Consider the following 17239-nt stretch of genomic DNA (forward strand, 5'->3'; position numbering starts at 1 on the left):
CAGTTAGCGCGAAGCGAACTGGACCGGCGCGTCGCCCGACGTAGTGCGGACGAAGCAGCTGGCGCCTGCACGCTTCAGCGAGTTGCACAGGCTGACTGCCTCGCGATCGCTGTCGAACCCCTTGACCGCCAGACGGTAGAAGGTGCCGCTCGATGCGGTGAAGCGGGCCGTGACCGGCACGAAACGCTTCAGCGAAGCATGTTTGCCGGTGGCCTTGCTCCAGGCAGCATTGATGCGGTCGCGCGACGAATAGGCGCCAATCTGGACGACAGCCCGGCTTTTGCCCTTGGCGAGGCGCGGAGCAGAGGCCTTGCGCAGCGACGGAACCGGATCCGACAGCCGCACCGCGGCCGGCGAAAGGGCCGGACGGGCTTCGCTGATCGCCGGAGCAGGCATTGCTGCCGCAACCGGCGCGGGGGTCGGTTCGATCATCGCAGCAGGAACGACGTCGGCCACCGGGGCCGGCTCGGCGGAAGCTAGCACGACTGGCTCGGCTTGCGGCTCGGGAGCCGGAGGAAGCTCGACCGTGGCCGTCGACGTCAGGCCCTGCGGCACGTCACCGATCGGCTCTGCCGCTGCCTGGCGCACATTTTCAACCTGGTTCAACGCCAGGCGGACCGGCTGGCCGGGATCGCTGGCGACCGGCTGGATGCCGATGAACGCTGCGACCTGGTCCGAAGCCCGGGCAGGCTTGGCGAGCGCCATCCATTGCTGGATGCGCGCGTCGAGCTGGTCGCCCGGAACGTCCTGCCCGGCAACGATCTTGGCCTGCTCCCAATTGCCGGCGAGGGCATGGGCCAGGGCCAAATTCTGGCGGGTACGCGAGTCCGCGCCGACGGCGCGAGCAGCCGGGTCGAGAACCGCGATGGCATTCTGCGGATCGCCGGCCAGCGCCAGAGCCAAGCCAACGTCGGCGACATCGAGCACTCCCTGAGCCTGGGCCAGCAGATATTTTGCCTCGTCATTCTTGCCTTGGGCGATCTCGACCAGTGCAAGCTTGAGTATGATCTGCGGCTGCTGGGCAACGAGCGTCAGCGAATCCTTGAATGCGGCCTCGGCCGAAGCAAAGCGACCGGCGGCGAGGTAGCAATTACCAAGCAGCGCCCGGAAGCCGGCATCACGCGGGCTGTTTTCGACGGCGCGCTCGGCGAGCGAAATGGCGGTGGCGACATCGTTGGTAGCCAGCGCCATCTGCGCCTTGGTGGCAATGCCGATGTTCGACGTATCGACCTTGCCGCCGAAGATGGATGCGCTCTTTGGCCCGGCGGTTGGTCCGGCACAGGCGGTAACGATCGCAAGCAGCGACACGGCTGTCAGCGTGGTTGCCAGGCGGTTCGATTTGGTCATGACTATTCCCCCAGTCCTAATCTAATCAGGCGCTCTTCTTGCGGGGCGCTTTTTCTGCCATTGTTTCCAGTTCGGGCATGGCTTGCAGCAGCTGGTCGAGAGCATCGGTCACCAGTTGCTGGGCCGATCGGCCATCAACGGCACAAGCCAGACGCAATTTCAAATGACGGGCCGGGTCAAGCCGCAGCGTGAAGGCCGACTTGCCCTTGCTTCCCGGTGCAGCGCGCGGACGGCGCGAACGGGCCGGCGCTGGAGCGGGCGATGCGGCCGGCTGCGGCACGAACACGACCGGAGCAGATTCTTCGACCAACTCGGCAATCGGCTCTGCAATCGGCTCTGCGCCTTCGGCTTCCGGATCATAAAGCTCGGCGGTCTCGTCGACATATTCGCCGTTCTCGTCCTCGCCATCTTCATCATGAGCGGCAAAGCGCTCGGCAATTTCCGCCTGCTGGTCGTGGACCGGCGAGGCAATTGGAGTCAGGGCGGCGATCGGGTTGCGCAGCGGCTGATCCGACAATTCCTCGCCGAATGCGTCATGGTCCTCGTCGCGAATCGGCGCGACGACGGGCTTGGGCGGTTCGAAGCCCATGTCGTTCCAGCCGAGATCTTCGAGATTGCCGCCACCCATCTGACCGAAGCCCTGGGGCTTCATCGCCGGGCGGGCGGCACCCTTCCGAGCCAACAGGCCCGAGGAGAGCGACGCGAATGCCTTGGGTTCTCCCATCGCGCTCACTCCTTACTGGCCCATCACCCGGCGGCCGAAGCCACCGACTGGACGCGGGCTGGCCGCACCGATGCCCGGCGCCTGGTTCGGCGCGGCAAACACGGTACGGCGGAAATTCTTTTCGAGTCGGTCGGAAATATAGTCCCATAGCTCGGTTACTTCGCGGGCCGAGCGGCCATTGGGATCGACCTCCATCACCGTGCGGCCGTCGATCATCGACGCGGCGAAGTCGGTGCGATGGTGAAGCGTGACAGGCGCCACAGTGCCGTGCTGCGACAGGGCGACGGCCGCTTCATAGGTGATCTTGGCCTTGGGCGTCGCCGCGTTAACGACGAAGATCAGCGGCTTTCCGGCACGATCGCAGAGATCCACGGTGGCGCCGACGGCGCGAAGATCGTGCGGTGAAGGCCGGGTCGGAATTACGATCAATTCGGCCACCGCGATAACCGACTGGATCGCCATGGTGATTGCCGGTGGCGTGTCGATGACGGCCAGGCGGAAGCCCTGCTGGCGAAGTACTTCAAGGTCTGAAGCCAGCCGGGCGACGGTCGTCTGGGCGAAGGCAGGCATATCGTCCTGCCGTTCGTTCCACCAATCGGCGAGCGAACCTTGCGGATCGATGTCGATCAGGCAGACCGGGCCGGCGCCCGCCAGTTGCGCTTGCACCGCAAGGTGACCGGACAGTGTGGTCTTACCCGACCCGCCCTTCTGCGATGCCATTGCCAGAACGCGCATTCCATTCCCCTTGCGCAAAGAGACGTAAGATTTGACGCCACCTGACAGCAAAGCCCCTAAAAACTGGTTAATGTCGGTCCGACCTTGTTGTCCCCTGACGATGAGGGCTAGGGTAAAGGGCGGGACCGGACGAGGGCTTGGCAGCGATGCGTAAATGGTTGTTGGCGTTGGCAATTGCTTCGGTGGCTTTGCCCGCCTGGGCGCAATCCGTGCGGTCAGGGATCGAAGCCTGGCAGAAAGGCGATGTCGCCGGCGCGGTGGCCATCTGGCGGCCGCTCGCGGAGAAGGGCGATCCCGACGCGGCATTCAACCTCGGCCAGGCCTACAGGCTGGGCAAAGGCGTGCCCGTGGACCTCGCGCAAGCGCAGAAGTGGCTCGAGCAAGCGGCGCGCAAGGGACATGTCGATGCCCAGGCGACGCTCGGCCTGCTGCTTTTCCAGAACGGTAACCGAGTGAGCGGGATGCGCTGGCTTAAATCCGCCGCCGAGGCGGGCGAGCCCCGGGCGATGCTGGTGGTCGGAACGGCGCTGTACAATGGCGATGGAGTCAACCAGGACCCGGTCACCGCCTATGCCTACGTCAGCCGGGCGGCAGCCAAAGGGCTAGCGCCAGCGCAGGCCACGCTTGCCGACATGGACGCGGTCATGCCGCTCGAGCAACGGCAAAAGGGCGTGGCGTTGGCGCAGGTGATGGCCGGTCCGCCAAATGTCTCTCCGACCCCGACCGCTACAACCAAGCGAGCGCCGGGCAAGAGTGCAGTGGTCAAGACCGCGCCGCCGAAGCCGGCCCCGCCGAAGGCAGCGGCGGCCATGCCGGCCGTCACGGCGAACGGCAAATGGCGGATCCAGCTCGGCGCGTTCGGCCAGAAGAAGTCGGCCGAGGCGCTGTTCGGAAAGCTGTCTGGCAAGCTTGGCGGACGGCAGGCCTATTATGTTCCCGCTGGATCGGTGGTCAGGCTTCAGGTCGGCCCATTTGAAAGCCGGTCGGCGGCCTCGGCTGCTTGCGCTGGTCTCTCTCCCCAGCCCTGTTTCCCGGTCGGCGGCTAGGCTTCAACCCATTCGGCACGCGGGATGCCCTGCATCCACAGCAGCGCCGTAAGGTCATGATGGTCGATCCGGCCGTCGGCCACTGCGGCGAGCGCCGGCTTGGCGCGATAGGCGACACCGAGCCCGGCAAGTTCGACCATCGGCACGTCGTTGGCCCCATCGCCGACCGCCATTAATGCTTCCGCCGGCCATTTCCTGGACGAAAGAATCATTTCGGCCAGCCGGCGCTTGGCTGCGGCATCCACGATTTTGCCTATGGTGCGGCCAATCAATATTCCTTCGTTTCCAACCGCAAGATAATTGGCCTTCATCCGGTCGAAGCCGAGCTGCAAGGCGATCGGACGGACGAATTCGATGAAGCCGCCTGATACCAGCACGGTCAGGACACGCCTGCTCTTCAACGTGGCAACCAGCGTTGCCGCGCCCGGATTGGGACTGATGCGCTCCTTTAGACATTGCTCGATAGTAGTATGATCGAGGCCCGCAAGCAGTGAAACGCGCTCGGCCAAGGCGCTTGCAAAGTCCAGTTCTCCGCGCATCGCGCGCTCGGTGATTGCCGCGACCTTGTCCTTGAACCCGGCATAGTCGGCCAGTTCGTCGATGCATTCCTGCCCGATCATGGTCGAATCCATGTCGGCAACGAACAGGCGCGCCGGGACCCGCTCGACCGGCCAAATCGCGAAGTCGACACCCTCCAGCCGCTCGATCGCCTCGCGCGCTTCAGCGATATCGCCGTCGATCGACACGTCCGCCGCATCGCCCTCGTCGATCCAGCGGAGCAGGCGCGCGCCCGGGATCCGCTCCACCAGTCTTTCGTCGAGCCGTCCGGCTGCTATCAGCGTGGCGATGGGCAAAGCGAAACCTCCGGTTGTTGTCATCGCCGGTCCGACCGCCAGCGGCAAGTCGTCGCTGGCGCTACGGCTGGCCGAGGCAAGCGGCGGAGCGATCGTCAATGCCGACAGTGCCCAACTCTATCGCGACCTGCCAATCCTGTCGGCAGCGCCGTCTCAGACCGACCGGGCCCGGGCAGAGCATTTGCTTTACGGCGTGCTCGACGGCGCGGAGCCCTGCTCCGCCGCCGATTGGGCGGCGATGGCCAAGGCCGAGATAACGCGGCTCCATGATGAAGGGCGCCTGCCGGTCTTGGCGGGCGGGACCGGGCTGTATCTGCGGACGCTGCTTGATGGGATCGCGCCGATCCCGGCAATTGAACCGGAAGTCCGGGCGAAGGTGCGGGCCAACAGCGTGGCCGAGAATCTCGCCGAGCTGATGCCGTTGGATCCGGTTGCGGCGAACAGCCTCAATCCCGGTGACACGACGAGGATCGCGCGGGCGCTGGAGGTCGTGAAATCGACCGGCAAACCGTTGGCCGAGTGGCAGGAACATCGGGAGGGCGGCATCGGCGAGGACGTCGAGCTCAAGGCTCTGCTGCTCCTGCCTCCCCGCCCCTGGCTCTACGAGCGCTGTGACCAACGGTTCGCGCAAATGGTTGAGCAAGGGGCGCTGGCCGAGGTGGAAATGCTGCTGGCCCGGAATCTCAACCCCAATTTGCCGGTGATGCGGGCGATCGGCGTATCCGAGCTAGGCAATTACCTCCGCGGCCAGCTGACGATCGATGAGGCCATCGCCGCCGGAAGCCAGGCGACGCGGCGCTACGCCAAGCGGCAATATACCTGGTTTGCCCACCAGCCGCCGTCCGAATGGCATCGGTTTCACGACCCGCTTGTGGGCGAAGCGGTCGATCGGGCGCTGGCGCTGTTCGGCGCGGCGGGCTAGGCGGCAGCGATGGACGCGATCCGCGAGGCCGACATCGATCCAACGCCGCTCACCGGCAAGCGAGTGGCAATCATCGGCTATGGCAACCAGGGCCGCGCCCAGGCGCTAAACCTCAACGACAGCGGCATCGACGTGGTGGTCGGATTGCGCGACGGGTCGCCGAGGATCAGCGGAGCGCATTCAGACGGGATTGCCACCGCCTCGCTAACCGAAGCGGCCGGGGGCGCCGACTTGGTCATGCTGCTGGCGCCGGACGAGGTGCTCGGCGCAATCTATCGGTTGATCGAGCCCAATCTGCGTCAGGGGGCGGCGTTGGGGTTCAGCCATGGGCTGGCGATCCGCTTCGGCTTCATCGAGCCTAGGCCCGATCTGGACGTCTACCTGGTTGCTCCCAAGGGACCGGGAACCGCGCTTCGATCGCTGTACCGCGAAGGCAAAGGGATGGTGGCGCTATTCGCGGTTCACCAGGACGCAAGCGGCCAGGCGGAGAAAATCGCGCTCGCATATGGCCGGGCGATCGGCTGCGGCCGCGCCGGGATCCTTCGCTCTACGTTCGCCGAAGAGTGCGAGGCCGATCTGTTCAACGAGAATGCGGTTGTGTGGGGAGCGGTCCCCGAAATCCTCATCGCCGGCTTCGACACGCTGGTCGCGGGCGGGATCAGCGAGGAAGTGGCTTACATGGAATGCGTCGGCGAGCTGAAGCTGATCGCAGAGCTGATCGAAGCTCGAGGGATCGCCGGAATGCGCGAAGCGATCAGCAATACCGCCGAGCTCGGAGCGGTGCTAGGCGGCCCGCGGATCGTCGATGATGGCGTGAAAGCGCGGATGAGGGCGATTCTGGAAGAGATACGAGCAGGCCGGTTCACCGACCTGCTGCGCGATGAGGAGGCTTCAGCCTATCCGCTGCTCCAGGCGGCGCGAAAGCGGGCGCGCGGCCTGATGGTCGAACAGGCGCGGCAGAAACTGCTCGACTAGCCGATGATCTCGGCGGCTTCGGTCACCCTCTCCCCCACGGAAGCGCGCTCGATATAGGCGCGCTGCAGGCGGCGGTGGGTCTCGGCGGCATCGGGATCGGCCGCTGCGAGGGCCAGCTCCGCTTCTTCGGCGGCGCGGCGTGCGAAATAGCTCTTGTCAAATTCGCTCATGGCCCGTCTCCCGCTAGGAGGAACGGAACTTCTAGCACCAATCCCGTCAAATGGAAAAAGGGCGCCCGGAAAACCGGACGCCCCTTCCCTTTTTGCTCCGTTTAGAAGCGAGTGCCGACCGTCACCGCAACCTGGTTGCGCGACAGTCCGCTCTCATAGTTGGAGTAACGATATTCGGCCCCGACATAGGCCTTGTTGCTGACGTTATATTGACCGCCGGCGCCGACGCGGAAGCCGTCGAAATTCTCCGACTCCGTGACCTCTCCGTCGGTCGCCTTGAAGCGGGCGTTGGTGTAGCCGGCCTTGACGTAAAGATTGGCGCTCGGGCTGACCGCGACGGTGACGCGACCGCCTGCATAAAGGTCGCGACCTGCCTTGACCTCGGCGATGTCGGGATCGCCTTCCTTCTGGGTCGAATCCGTCGCCTCGATATCGGCGCCGAGAGAGACGCCGTTGCCAACCGCGAAGTCATATCCGGCGCCGAGGCCGAACAGCACGCCGCCGTCCTTCTCGCCGAGCGCCTTCACCCGATCGTAGCCGACGACGGCCTCGACGCGCGGGCCAGCAACGGCGGGAATGCCCTGGGCAAGCGCTGGGGTAGCGCCAAGAACCGCAGCCGTTGCTGCCGTCGCGAACAGAATCTTTTTCACAACAATACTCCATTGTTTGGCATCCCTTCAGGACGAAGGGACGTGCGGGGACATCGCCGGAAACACTTATAAACCAAGTGTTTCCGCCAGTTTCCTGTTATGCCGTGTGGACCGGCAGCCCCGTTCGCTCATTTGGGTGCGGCAGTTGTCGCTTCAATGAACGAACTAAGGTCAAATCAAGGCGCCGATGTGGGTTCCCGTGCAAAGTCAAAAGCTTGGACGGCGCGAAAATATTTCGCGTTAGGCCGATCTAGCGCGCGTTTATGCTACCAATCTTCCTGGCGACGACGATTTTGCCAGTGAGATGGCGCATGTTGAGTTGAGTGACCTTGCCGGTACGATCACGGCCGAAATAGGTGAAGACCGCATCGCCCGGAAAGGCGAATGCATCCGCGCCAATCGTAACCAACGCATTCCGGCTGGCGTCGCCCTCCATCTGACTGAACAATTTTGTGCCTTCCCGACTGATAACCTCAATGACTCCGTCAGGGTGCTGATATCGTCCAACATAGTCTTGCAGCGTGGCCTCATCGATCAACACCGGTTCGGGCGCGCCCAATATCGCTGTTTCCTGATGATGCAGGAAACGCCAGCGCCCCTGGTCCGGACGAAAGACATCGGTCTCCCGCCATCTCAACTCCAATCCGTAGATGTATTCGACGACAATTACGTCCGCGATGGCCAGGTCGCCTACGAGCCGGAAATTCACATTCTCCACGCGGTGGCGCGCATCTTGATTGCCGAGGCCGCGAACCATTTCAGAAATCTCCGAATAGGTACGCCGTCGGCCATTGTCGTAGATGTGTACAAATTGGGGATCTATCAACGACAGATAGGTGTCGGCATCCCCGCTGGCATATGCGCTAAGCCGGCGTTGCACCAGGTCGCGGAATATGTCTGCGGTCGCCGCGGGCGGCTCGGCGAGAAGTGGGGCAGCGCCGAATATGCCGAAAAATACGAAGATCATTGTCAACCGGCGCATCAGTCACCTCCTGCCGAACAGCTTCTCGATATCTGCATGTGCGAGCTTCACCCAGGTCGGACGGCCGTGATTGCACTGGCCGCTGTGCGGAGTGGCCTCCATTTCACGGAGCAAGGCGTTCATTTCCGCCACCGACAGGATGCGCCCTGCCCTGACGGATCCATGGCAGGCCATGGTCGCGGCCACATGATCGAGCTTATCGCGCAGGCTGAGCGCCGTGCCTAGTTCAGCCAGCTCCGCGGCAAGATCGCTGAGCAGGCCGGGAATGTCGGTCTTGCCGAGCGGCGCCGGTATTGCCCGAACCAAAATCGCCGACGTTCCGAACCGCTCGATCTCCAGCCCCAGGGCGGCAAGATCGGGGATCGCGGCTTCCAGGCGGTCGCAACCCGTCTCGTCCAGTTCGACTACATCGGGCACCAGTAGCGCCTGCCGGGCGACCTCTTCCCCGTCCGACGCCTTTCGCATTCTTTCGAGTACGAGCCGTTCATGCGCGGCATGCTGGTCGACGATCACCAGGCCGTCCTCTGCTTCGGCGACAATGTAGGTAGCCGCCACCTGGCCGCGTGCAACGCCAAGCGGAAAACGGGCTTGTTCCGCCGAAACCGGCTGTGCCTGTTCGGCGCGACCGGCGGGCGCCTGGCCGAACTCCAGCTTCCTTTCCGTCACCCCAGCGAAAGCTGGGGTCCACGTCTGCGCTTCCGATCTCGCGGCAACGAGCTGATCTGGGTCCCAGCCTTCGCTGGGACGACGGTCCAATTCGGATTGCCAGTTCACTGCCGCCGCGAACTGTTCGCGAGCCGCACTCCGGTGACCAGCCTCGTCGAGCGCGGCACGCAGGCCGCCGACGATCAGGCCGCGGACCGCCGCCGGATCGCGGAAGCGGACCTCGGTCTTGGCCGGATGGACGTTGATATCGACTTCGCCGGCCGGAACCTCGACGAACAAGGCCGCGACCGGGTGGCGATCGCGGGCCAGAAGGTCCCGATAGGCGGCCCGAAGCGCTCCGACCAACAGGCGGTCCTTCACCGGCCTCGAATTGACGAACAGGAACTGCTGATCGGCCATGCCGCGATTGAACGTCGGCAGGCTGACAACGCCAGTCAGGTGAAGGCCGTCACGAATGCAATCGATCCCGATCCCGTGGCGGTCCAGCTCATGGCTCAGCAGCGCGGCAACCCGCGTTGGGCCGTCTGACGGCTGCACGTTCAAGCTGCAGCGGCCATCATGATCAAGGGAGAATGCGACGTCAGGCCGGGCCATCGCCAGCCGCTTCACGGCATCCAGGCAAGCGGCATATTCGGACCGCGGGCTGCGCAGGAACTTGCGGCGCGCCGGAACCTTGTCGAACAGCCCTTCGACCCGAACCCGGGTACCTGGAGGCAGGGCTGCCGGCCCCTCTTCGGCCAACTGGCCATGATCAATGGCAACTCGCCAGCCGTCCGCGCCGCGTTCCCGGCTCTCAAGCGTCAGCCGGGCGACGCTGGCGATGGATGGCAATGCCTCGCCCCGGAAGCCAAAACTGGAGACGTCCTCGATCGCATCATCGGGCAGTTTCGAGGTTGCGTGCCGTTCCAGGGCAAGCTTCATTTCGGCCGGGCTCATCCCGCTGCCATCGTCAGTCACTTCGACCAGTTCGAGCCCACCTCCCGACAGCCGAATCGCGACCGCCTTGGCACCTGCATCGAGGGAATTTTCTATGAGCTCTTTCAAGGCGCTGGCCGGCCTTTCAACCACTTCGCCAGCGGCGATGCGATTGATGAGTTCGGACGGCAGCCTTCTTATTGACATGGCACCAGCGAACGGCGGAAATCTGCCAATGTTCTACCTTTATTCTGTGAAAACTCGGCGGTTCGCCAGCGAGAGGAAATTGCGCCTATGTGAAAACTCTGACTGCGACCACATACCTTCAAATTCAGCATTCTGCTGTAGATGAGAAATGTCCGCAATGGGTGGAAAGCGGTCATTGCCGAAACGTGCTGATTGGCTAGTGTGTATGCATGCTGCGCCATCTCTCGACGGTCCTCATCTCGGCTCTACTCGGTAGTCTCGTCGGAACACTCATATGGACGGCTATCGCAAGAGACACGGGCGCAGCCGACCCGGTTCGTTTCGTCGCTGCCTTCGCCGCTGGGACGCTATGGTTCACCATCCCGGGTGCCGTGGCGCTGATGGCAGCGACTTTCGCTTTTGCCAGTCGCGGTCTGCCGCAACAGCAAACAGCCATTTTGCTCATTGTGGCAGGACCCCTGCTAGGTGCTGCGATGCTCGCCATGTTGCCCATGGATGTTATGCTGCTTGGTGCGATGTTCGGCGGTCTAACGGCGGCATCATTTGTGGGCACCCTTTGGCTGCTCAGGGCGTACCCAGCCACCAGCCTCTAATGACCACAGTGGGTGGAAAGCGGACATTCCGTTTTGGATGCTAGTCCTTGATACGGGTCAAATGGTCCATGTCGGCAAGGTCATCATCTCGGGCATTCCAGAATGCCTCGGTAATCAGTCCAGCCACGCATAAGACAACGAACCCAATGATTGAGGCGGTAAAGCCAGCACCATCGATGCCGTCCGCTACCCTGAACCGAAAACTAGCTAGTGCGGCAGCGTAACAGAGCGGCAAGATGAAACTTGCCCGCAGTTTGTGGCGGCGTCGAAACAGCCATATCGATGCACAGACCAAAACGGCGGCTCCGACCCACGCTCCCACGGCGCTTTGGCTCAACAGATTAATTACCGGAAGCATGACGGCGGCTGACCCAAGGACTACCGCATACATTGTCCAACTTCGTCGCAATCCCGGCGTCATGGCTCGGGTTTTGCCCGTGAAGGCTAATGTCCGCAATGGGTCGAAAGCGGTCATTAGACTTACGACAGCTCAGAACCACCCGGCTTGGGGCCTTATCGATCGACGATGGGGGCCTGAATAAAACGAAAATCCGGTTCAAGCATAACACTAGCACAACGGGCGAATGTGAAAACTTTTGTGAAAACCGGTCCCTCCACAGAGGGGAGTCGAGTTATTGACATGTTAACCTCCGTAGCCCAATCCGAAGCACCCTGCGAAGCGCTGAATCTGAAAAAGGATTAATGCTGCTTTCACAAGGACTTGGATAAGGAATCGTGAATCGGACCGGCTATGCGGGCGGACCGGTTTCCAACAGGCAAGCGAGAGACGGGTAAAGCATGTTCTGGAACCGCTGGTTCAAATGGATGTCGCATGACATGGCAATCGACCTGGGGACGGCCAATACGCTGGTTTACGTCCGCGGACGCGGCATCGTCCTGAACGAGCCTTCGGTGGTCGCGATCGAGACGATCAACGGGGTCAAGAAGGTCAAGGCGGTCGGCGACGACGCCAAGCTGATGATGGGCAAGACGCCGGACCAGATCGAGGCCATCCGTCCGCTCCGTGACGGCGTGATCGCGGACATCGACGTCGCCGAGCAGATGATCAAGCACTTCATTCACAAGGTGCATGGCGGCAAAATGCGCGCATGGCGTTTCCCGGAAATCGTGATTTGCGTTCCGTCGGGGTCGACCTCGGTCGAACGCCGCGCGATCCGCGACGCGGCCAGCAATGCCGGCGCTTCGGCTGTCTACCTGATCGAGGAGCCAATGGCTGCGGCGATCGGGGCCGACATGCCGGTAACCCAGCCGATCGGTTCGATGGTGGTCGATATCGGCGGCGGTACCACCGAGGTCGCCGTGTTGTCGCTGCGCGGCCTCGCCTACACCACGTCGGTCCGCGTCGGCGGCGACAAGATGGACGAAGCGATTTCCTCCTACGTTCGCCGCAACCACAACTTGCTGATCGGCGAAGCCACGGCGGAGCGGATCAAGAAGGAAGTCGGGATCGCCAAGCCTCCGGTCGACGGCATCGGCAAGACGGTTCACATCAAGGGCCGGGACCTGGTCAACGGCGTTCCGAAGGAAATTACCATCAACCAGGGCCAGATCGCGGAAGCGCTGAGCGAACCTGTCGGAACGATCGTCGAGGGCGTCCGCATCGCGCTGGAAAACACCGCACCGGAACTGGCCGCCGACATCTGCGACCAGGGCATTGTCCTGACTGGCGGCGGAGCATTGCTGCAGGGCCTGGACGAGGTGCTCCGCGACGAGACCGGACTGCCAGTAACCGTGGCCGAGGATCCGCTGACCTGCGTCGCGCTTGGCACCGGCCGCGCGCTCGAAGAGGAGCAGTTCCGCGGCGTCCTCCAGACGGCTTAGGAGCGACTAGGCCGTGGCGGCCTCGGCGGGACCGCGCCCAGGCTGGTCAAGGCGCGCGCAATATAGCCTGTTCTTCAGTTTCCTGGCGGTTATCGCCGGACTGATCGTCGGGCTAATATTGTTGGTTTTGTCCCTGGTTGCTCCGCAGAGCTACCAGGCGGTTCGTGGCGCGGCGCTGGATGTGACCGCGCCGGTGAGCGGCGGAATCAACGAGGTCGCGACCACCATCACCGGACTGGTCACCGGCGCCGGCGACTATTGGGACGCCGCCAACCAGAATGCCCAGCTGAAGCGCGACCGCGCCGCACTGATGCGGCGAATGGTCGAGGCGCGAGGCATATTGGAGGAAAACCAGCAATTGAAGGCGGCGCTTCAGCTGCGCGAAGTTAGCGGCAAGGCCGTGGCCGCCGGGCGAGTTGTCGGGTCCTCCTTCGAGAGCCCGCGACGGTTCGCCATCATATCGGTCGGAACCAGCGATGGTGTGCAGATCGGAATGCCGGTTCGTGCTCCCGAAGGGCTGATCGGACGGATAATCGACGCGGGGTCGACTGCCAGCAGGGTGCTGCTGGTCAGCGATCGCGCGAATATTGTCCCGGCGCGGATCATGAGAGGCGGGCAGCCGGTGATTTCGACCGGGCGCGGCGACGGAACGATCGATGTCCGTCCGCTGGAAGTCGGCAAGAATCCGTTCAAGCCGGGCGACATTATCGTGACGTCCGGGACCGGCGGACTCTATCCGCCGCTGATCCCGATCGCCAAGGTCATCCGCCTCGACGACGATGGCGCGATTGCATTGCCGATCGCCGATCCGTCGCGGGTCAGCTTCGCCATCGTCGAGCCACCGTTCGAACCGGCTGCCCTGGCCGCTGCCGCGGCGCCGATCGACGAGGCGCCCTGATGGTCCGCTCGGCGCTCGCAACCAAGGGCGCGCGGCTCAACAAGGGCCCGCGAGCCGGCGCCGACTATGTTCCCGCGGCGACGGTGATCGTCGGATCGATGATTTCCCTGCTGCCGATCGTCTCGGCGACCGGCTGGTGGCCGGATTGGGGCCTGCTGATGCTGGTCGCGTGGCGCCTGCTGCGGGCGGATGCCTGGCCAGCGTGGTGGGCCGCGCCGCTCGGCTTCGCCAATGACCTGATCGTCGGCAATCCGATTGGATTGTCGGTCGCGCTTTGGGCGGCGATGATGATCGCGATGGACATATTGGACCGCCGGACGATGTGGCGCGACTATTGGATCGAATGGGGCATTGCCGCGCTGTTCATCGCGCTTGCCGAACTCGCCCAATGGCGGACGGCGGCACTGCTCGGCGCGCCGGTTCCACTGGGAATTACGGCCGGTCCCGCAGCCCTGGTCGGGATTCTCTGCTTCCCGGTCGCCGCCTTTCTGGCCGCGCGGATCGACCGCTGGAGGCTTGGGAGATGAAGGCCTCTCGCTTCACGGCAGCTCATCAGTCGATGACCTTTTCCCGGCGGATGATGCTGGTTGGTGGAGCCCAGGCGGCATTTGGCGGCATCCTGGTTGCCCGCCTGGGCTATTTGTCGGTGGCGCAGAACCAACATTATCGGTTGCTCAGCGAGAGCAACCGCGTCCAACTGATCATCGTCCCGCCACGGCGCGGCTGGATCATCGACCGGGTCGGCAAGCCGATCGCCATCAATCGTTCCGATTTTCGTGTCGACCTTATTCCCGAGCAGGTCGAGCGTCCGACAGAGACATTGCGGACATTGACCTCAATCCTCCAGTTGACCCCCGACGACGTCGACCGGATCATCAAGGAAATGAAGGCATCGCGCGGCTATCAGCCGGTCCAGGTCGCGGAAAATGTCCCTTATGACCAATATGCGGCAATTACGGTGCGCTTGCCGGAGCTGCCGGGAGTCCAGCCGCAACGCGGCTTTTCGCGCTTTTACCCGGCTGGACCGGCCGTGGCTCATCTAGTTGGCTTTGTCGGTGCCGCCTCGGCCAAGGATTATGAGAAGGAAAAGAATCCGCTGTTAGTTACACCGGGTTTTAAGATCGGCAAGGAAGGTCTTGAAAAAGTTCTAGAACCAAAGCTTCGCGGCATACCGGGCGGCCAACGTGTCGAACTGACCGCGCGCGGCAAGCTGGTGCGGGAGCTGGAGCCCAAACCGGACCGCAGCGGACAGTCAGTGCAGCTCACTATCGATTCCGGCCTGCAGGAATATGCGGCACGGCGAATGGGTGATCAGTCGGGGGCCCTAGTCGCGATGGATGTGACCAGCGGAGACATGCTGGCCTATGTCTCCATGCCGGCCTACGATCCCAACAGCTTCTCCGACGGGATCGGCCGGACCGAATGGCGAATGCTGTCCCAGGATGACCACATCCCGCTTCTCAACAAGGTAGCGCAGGGACTTTACCCGTCAGGATCGACGATCAAGCCGGCCATGGCGCTGGCGTTCCTGAAACAGGGCATCGATCCGGCAAGACGAGTCCATTGCGCGGGCGGCTACCAGATCGGGAATCGTTATTTCCGCTGCGACGCCGTGCATGGGTCGATGGACATGCATTCGGCGATCGAGCGCAGCTGCAATACCTATTTCTGGGCGACCGGCCTCATCACCGATCCCGAGAAGACGACCGAAATGGTCCACTATCTGGGCTATGGGGAGAAGTTCGACCTGCCGATCCCCAGCCAGCGCTACGGCACCATGCCGAGCCCGAAGTGGCTGATGGAGAAATATGATCGCAAATGGCAGGGATATGATTCCGCCAATACGTCGATCGGCCAGGGCTATGTGCTGATCAACCCCATGCAGCTTGCGGTAATGCCCGCTCGGCTCGCATCTGGAAAGCTGGTGAAACCGCGCTTGCTGATGGCCGACAAGAAGCTGCCGGTTCCCGCGATCGACGCCGACCCCGAACATCTCGAGATCGTCCGCAAGGCAATGGCAGCGGTGGTCAACGGAAGCGGCACTGCGGTCGCGTCGAAACTCCCTCTCGAAGGAATCCAGATGGCCGGCAAGACCGGCACTGCCCAGGTCTTCCGGCTCGGCGAGCGCGGCCACCAGTCGAACTGGGCGCTGCGCGACCACGCGCTGTTCATTGCTTTCGCGCCGGCGGTGAACCCGCGCTTCGCTATCGGCTGCATCATCGAACATGGCGGCTTCGGCGCATCGGCGGCCGCGCCAATCGTGCGCGATTGCATGACCTTCTTGTTCGACCAGCAAAAGGCGATGGACGCCCTCGCCCCTCTCGAGAAGCAGTGGGGCGGGACTCTGGCCGAGCGGACCAGCCGGCGGCAGGCCGAGTTCGAGGCCGCATCCAAGGCCAATCTCAGGGCATGATGATTTCCTCGGCGATCATCCCCCAACCGCTGGCCCGACTGCCGTGGCGGCTGATCTGGCTGGTCGCGCTGATCTGCACGATCGGCGTGGTGACGCTCTATTCGGCGGCCGGCGGGTCGGCTTCTCCCTGGGCGCTGAAGCAGGGCATCACCATCCTTGCCTTCATGGCTGTGGCGATCGCCATCAGCTACATCCCGGAAAGCTTCATCAAGCAGATGACCTTTCCGGCATATGTCGCGATCTTCATCCTGCTGGTGCTGGTCGAAATGATCGGCTTTGTCGGCAAGGGCGCGCAGCGCTGGGTCGACCTTGGCTTTATCCGCCTGCAGCCTTCGGAATTCATGAAGCCGGCGATCGCGCTGGTGCTGGCGCGTTTCTACGACCTGCTCCCGGTCAGCGACGTCCGCCGCTGGCGGGGGCTTTGGCCCGCCGCGGCGCTGGTGTTCGTCCCCGCCGGCCTGATCCTCGTCCAGCCCGACCTTGGCACGGCGATGATGGTCATCCTTGGCGGTGTCACCGTGATGTTCATCGCCGGCCTGCCGATGTGGTATTTCGCCAGCGCCGCCGCCGCCGCCGCGGTTGCTGGCCCGATCCTGTTCACGATGATGCACGATTACCAGCGCAAGCGGGTGCTGATCTTCCTCGACCCGGAATCCGACCCGCTTGGGGCCGGCTACCATATCAGCCAATCGAAGATCGCGATCGGATCGGGCGGCGTTTGGGGCAAGGGCTATCTGAACGGCAGCCAGAGCCACCTCGACTATCTGCCCGAAGGCCATACCGACTTCGTCTTCGCGACCTTCGTCGAGGAATGGGGCCTGGTCGGCGGCGCGCTTCTGATCTTCGCCTTCTTCATGGTCATCCGTTGGGGAATGGGCGTCAGCAAGAAGGCCAAGACGCGCTTCGGCCAGCTGGCGGCGGCCGGCCTCACCGCGACGATCTTCTTCTACGTCTCGATCAACCTGATGATGGTGATGGGGCTCGCGCCGGTGGTCGGCATCCCCCTGCCACTGGTCAGCTTCGGCGGATCGGCGGTGATGACCGTGATGATCTGCCTCGGCATATTGATGTCGCTCGAACGGCAGTCGCGGACCCGCTCGACGCTGGGCTGATTCCGGCGCCTGAAGAATCCTGTCAAAGCCGGTTGCATGGGGGCAGCAAGGCTGTTAGAGGCCCGCCCGCGCCGCCGCTTCCAAGCGACCCGCGCATTGCCTCAGGCATGGACGCATAGCTCAGTTGGTAGAGCAGCTGACTCTTAATCAGCGGGTCCTAGGTTCGAGCCCTAGTGCGTCCACCACCT

The 17239-nt window shown here is 63.3% G+C and carries 17 protein-coding genes and 1 tRNA gene; 10 read left to right on the plus strand and 8 right to left on the minus strand.

Annotation, left to right across the window (positions count from 1 at the left end; all coding sequences use genetic code 11):
• Window positions 1–3: 3 nt before the first annotated feature.
• The 3 genes from LZ518_RS04345 to LZ518_RS04355 are packed head-to-tail and all read right to left on the minus strand — an operon-like array spanning window position 4 to window position 2806.
• Complete coding sequence (locus LZ518_RS04345; RefSeq protein WP_249914794.1) at window positions 4–1347, minus strand: SPOR domain-containing protein; 1344 nt, start codon at window positions 1345–1347, stop codon at window positions 4–6.
• A 25-nt stretch (window positions 1348–1372) separates the two neighbouring features.
• Window positions 1373–2071 carry a hypothetical protein gene (locus tag LZ518_RS04350; protein WP_249914795.1) on the minus strand — a complete coding sequence of 233 codons (699 nt, stop codon included), beginning with the start codon at window positions 2069–2071 and terminating at the stop codon, window positions 1373–1375.
• Window positions 2072–2083: 12 nt separating this feature from the next.
• Entirely contained in the window at window positions 2084–2806 is a 723-nt protein-coding gene (locus tag LZ518_RS04355; protein ID WP_249914796.1) for a ParA family protein, read from the minus strand.
• Window positions 2807–2952: 146 nt separating this feature from the next.
• Here LZ518_RS04355 and LZ518_RS04360 point away from each other — a divergent pair, with 146 nt between their 5' ends.
• Window positions 2953–3852, plus strand: a complete 900-nt coding sequence (locus LZ518_RS04360; protein WP_249914797.1) for an SPOR domain-containing protein — start codon at window positions 2953–2955, stop codon at window positions 3850–3852.
• Here the strand turns inward: LZ518_RS04360 and serB are convergent.
• Window positions 3849–4706, minus strand: coding sequence for a phosphoserine phosphatase SerB (gene serB, locus LZ518_RS04365; protein WP_249914798.1), 858 nt, complete (start codon window positions 4704–4706; stop codon window positions 3849–3851). The genes LZ518_RS04360 and serB overlap by 4 nt on opposite strands.
• Here serB and miaA point away from each other — a divergent pair.
• The gene (gene miaA / locus LZ518_RS04370; protein WP_249914799.1) at window positions 4699–5628 is read left to right on the plus strand and encodes a tRNA (adenosine(37)-N6)-dimethylallyltransferase MiaA; all 930 of its coding nucleotides are present in this window, start codon (window positions 4699–4701) and stop codon (window positions 5626–5628) included. The two genes, serB and miaA, sit on opposite strands and share 8 nt — an antisense overlap.
• A 9-nt stretch (window positions 5629–5637) precedes the next feature.
• A complete protein-coding gene (ilvC, locus tag LZ518_RS04375) occupies window positions 5638–6603 on the plus strand; it encodes a ketol-acid reductoisomerase (RefSeq protein WP_249914800.1) in 966 nt (321 codons plus the stop codon).
• Here the strand turns inward: ilvC and LZ518_RS04380 are convergent.
• From LZ518_RS04380 to mutL, 4 genes are all read right to left on the minus strand, one after another.
• Window positions 6600–6773 carry a hypothetical protein gene (locus LZ518_RS04380; RefSeq protein ID WP_249914801.1) on the minus strand — a complete coding sequence of 58 codons (174 nt, stop codon included), beginning with the start codon at window positions 6771–6773 and terminating at the stop codon, window positions 6600–6602. The genes ilvC and LZ518_RS04380 overlap by 4 nt on opposite strands.
• A 101-nt stretch (window positions 6774–6874) precedes the next feature.
• Window positions 6875–7423, minus strand: coding sequence for a porin family protein (locus LZ518_RS04385; protein WP_249914802.1), 549 nt, complete (start codon window positions 7421–7423; stop codon window positions 6875–6877).
• Between the two features lie 250 nt (window positions 7424–7673).
• A complete protein-coding gene (locus tag LZ518_RS04390) occupies window positions 7674–8390 on the minus strand; it encodes a nuclear transport factor 2 family protein (RefSeq protein ID WP_249916499.1) in 717 nt (238 codons plus the stop codon).
• Between the two features lie 18 nt (window positions 8391–8408).
• Window positions 8409–10193: a DNA mismatch repair endonuclease MutL gene (mutL, locus tag LZ518_RS04395; RefSeq protein ID WP_249914803.1), complete on the minus strand. Its 1785-nt coding sequence runs from the start codon at window positions 10191–10193 to the stop codon at window positions 8409–8411.
• 209 nt (window positions 10194–10402) lie between these two features.
• Between mutL and LZ518_RS04400 the strand changes: the two genes are divergently transcribed.
• The 7 genes from LZ518_RS04400 to LZ518_RS04430 all read left to right on the plus strand — a co-directional run bounded on the left by LZ518_RS04400 (window position 10403) and on the right by LZ518_RS04430 (window position 17236).
• Window positions 10403–10786 carry a hypothetical protein gene (locus LZ518_RS04400; RefSeq protein ID WP_249914804.1) on the plus strand — a complete coding sequence of 128 codons (384 nt, stop codon included), beginning with the start codon at window positions 10403–10405 and terminating at the stop codon, window positions 10784–10786.
• Window positions 10787–11584: 798 nt separating this feature from the next.
• Complete coding sequence (locus tag LZ518_RS04405) at window positions 11585–12628, plus strand: rod shape-determining protein (RefSeq protein ID WP_249914805.1); 1044 nt, start codon at window positions 11585–11587, stop codon at window positions 12626–12628.
• A gap of 13 nt (window positions 12629–12641) precedes the next feature.
• Entirely contained in the window at window positions 12642–13526 is an 885-nt protein-coding gene (locus LZ518_RS04410) for a rod shape-determining protein MreC (protein ID WP_249914806.1), read from the plus strand.
• Entirely contained in the window at window positions 13526–14053 is a 528-nt protein-coding gene (gene mreD, locus LZ518_RS04415; protein WP_249914807.1) for a rod shape-determining protein MreD, read from the plus strand. Before LZ518_RS04410 ends, mreD begins: the two co-directional genes overlap by 1 nt.
• Complete coding sequence (gene mrdA, locus LZ518_RS04420; RefSeq protein ID WP_249914808.1) at window positions 14050–15939, plus strand: penicillin-binding protein 2; 1890 nt, start codon at window positions 14050–14052, stop codon at window positions 15937–15939. The genes mreD and mrdA overlap by 4 nt, the downstream gene beginning before the upstream one ends.
• On the plus strand, window positions 15939–17051 hold the full coding sequence (gene rodA, locus LZ518_RS04425) for a rod shape-determining protein RodA (RefSeq protein WP_249916500.1): 1113 nt from the start codon (window positions 15939–15941) through the stop codon (window positions 17049–17051). The genes mrdA and rodA overlap by 1 nt, the downstream gene beginning before the upstream one ends.
• A gap of 109 nt (window positions 17052–17160) precedes the next feature.
• Window positions 17161–17236 (plus strand) — tRNA-Lys (locus LZ518_RS04430).
• Window positions 17237–17239: the final 3 nt, after the last annotated feature.

The sequence above is a fragment of the Sphingomonas brevis genome (assembly GCF_023516505.1).
In the GTDB taxonomy this organism is placed as follows: Bacteria; Pseudomonadota; Alphaproteobacteria; order Sphingomonadales; family Sphingomonadaceae; genus Sphingomicrobium; species Sphingomicrobium breve.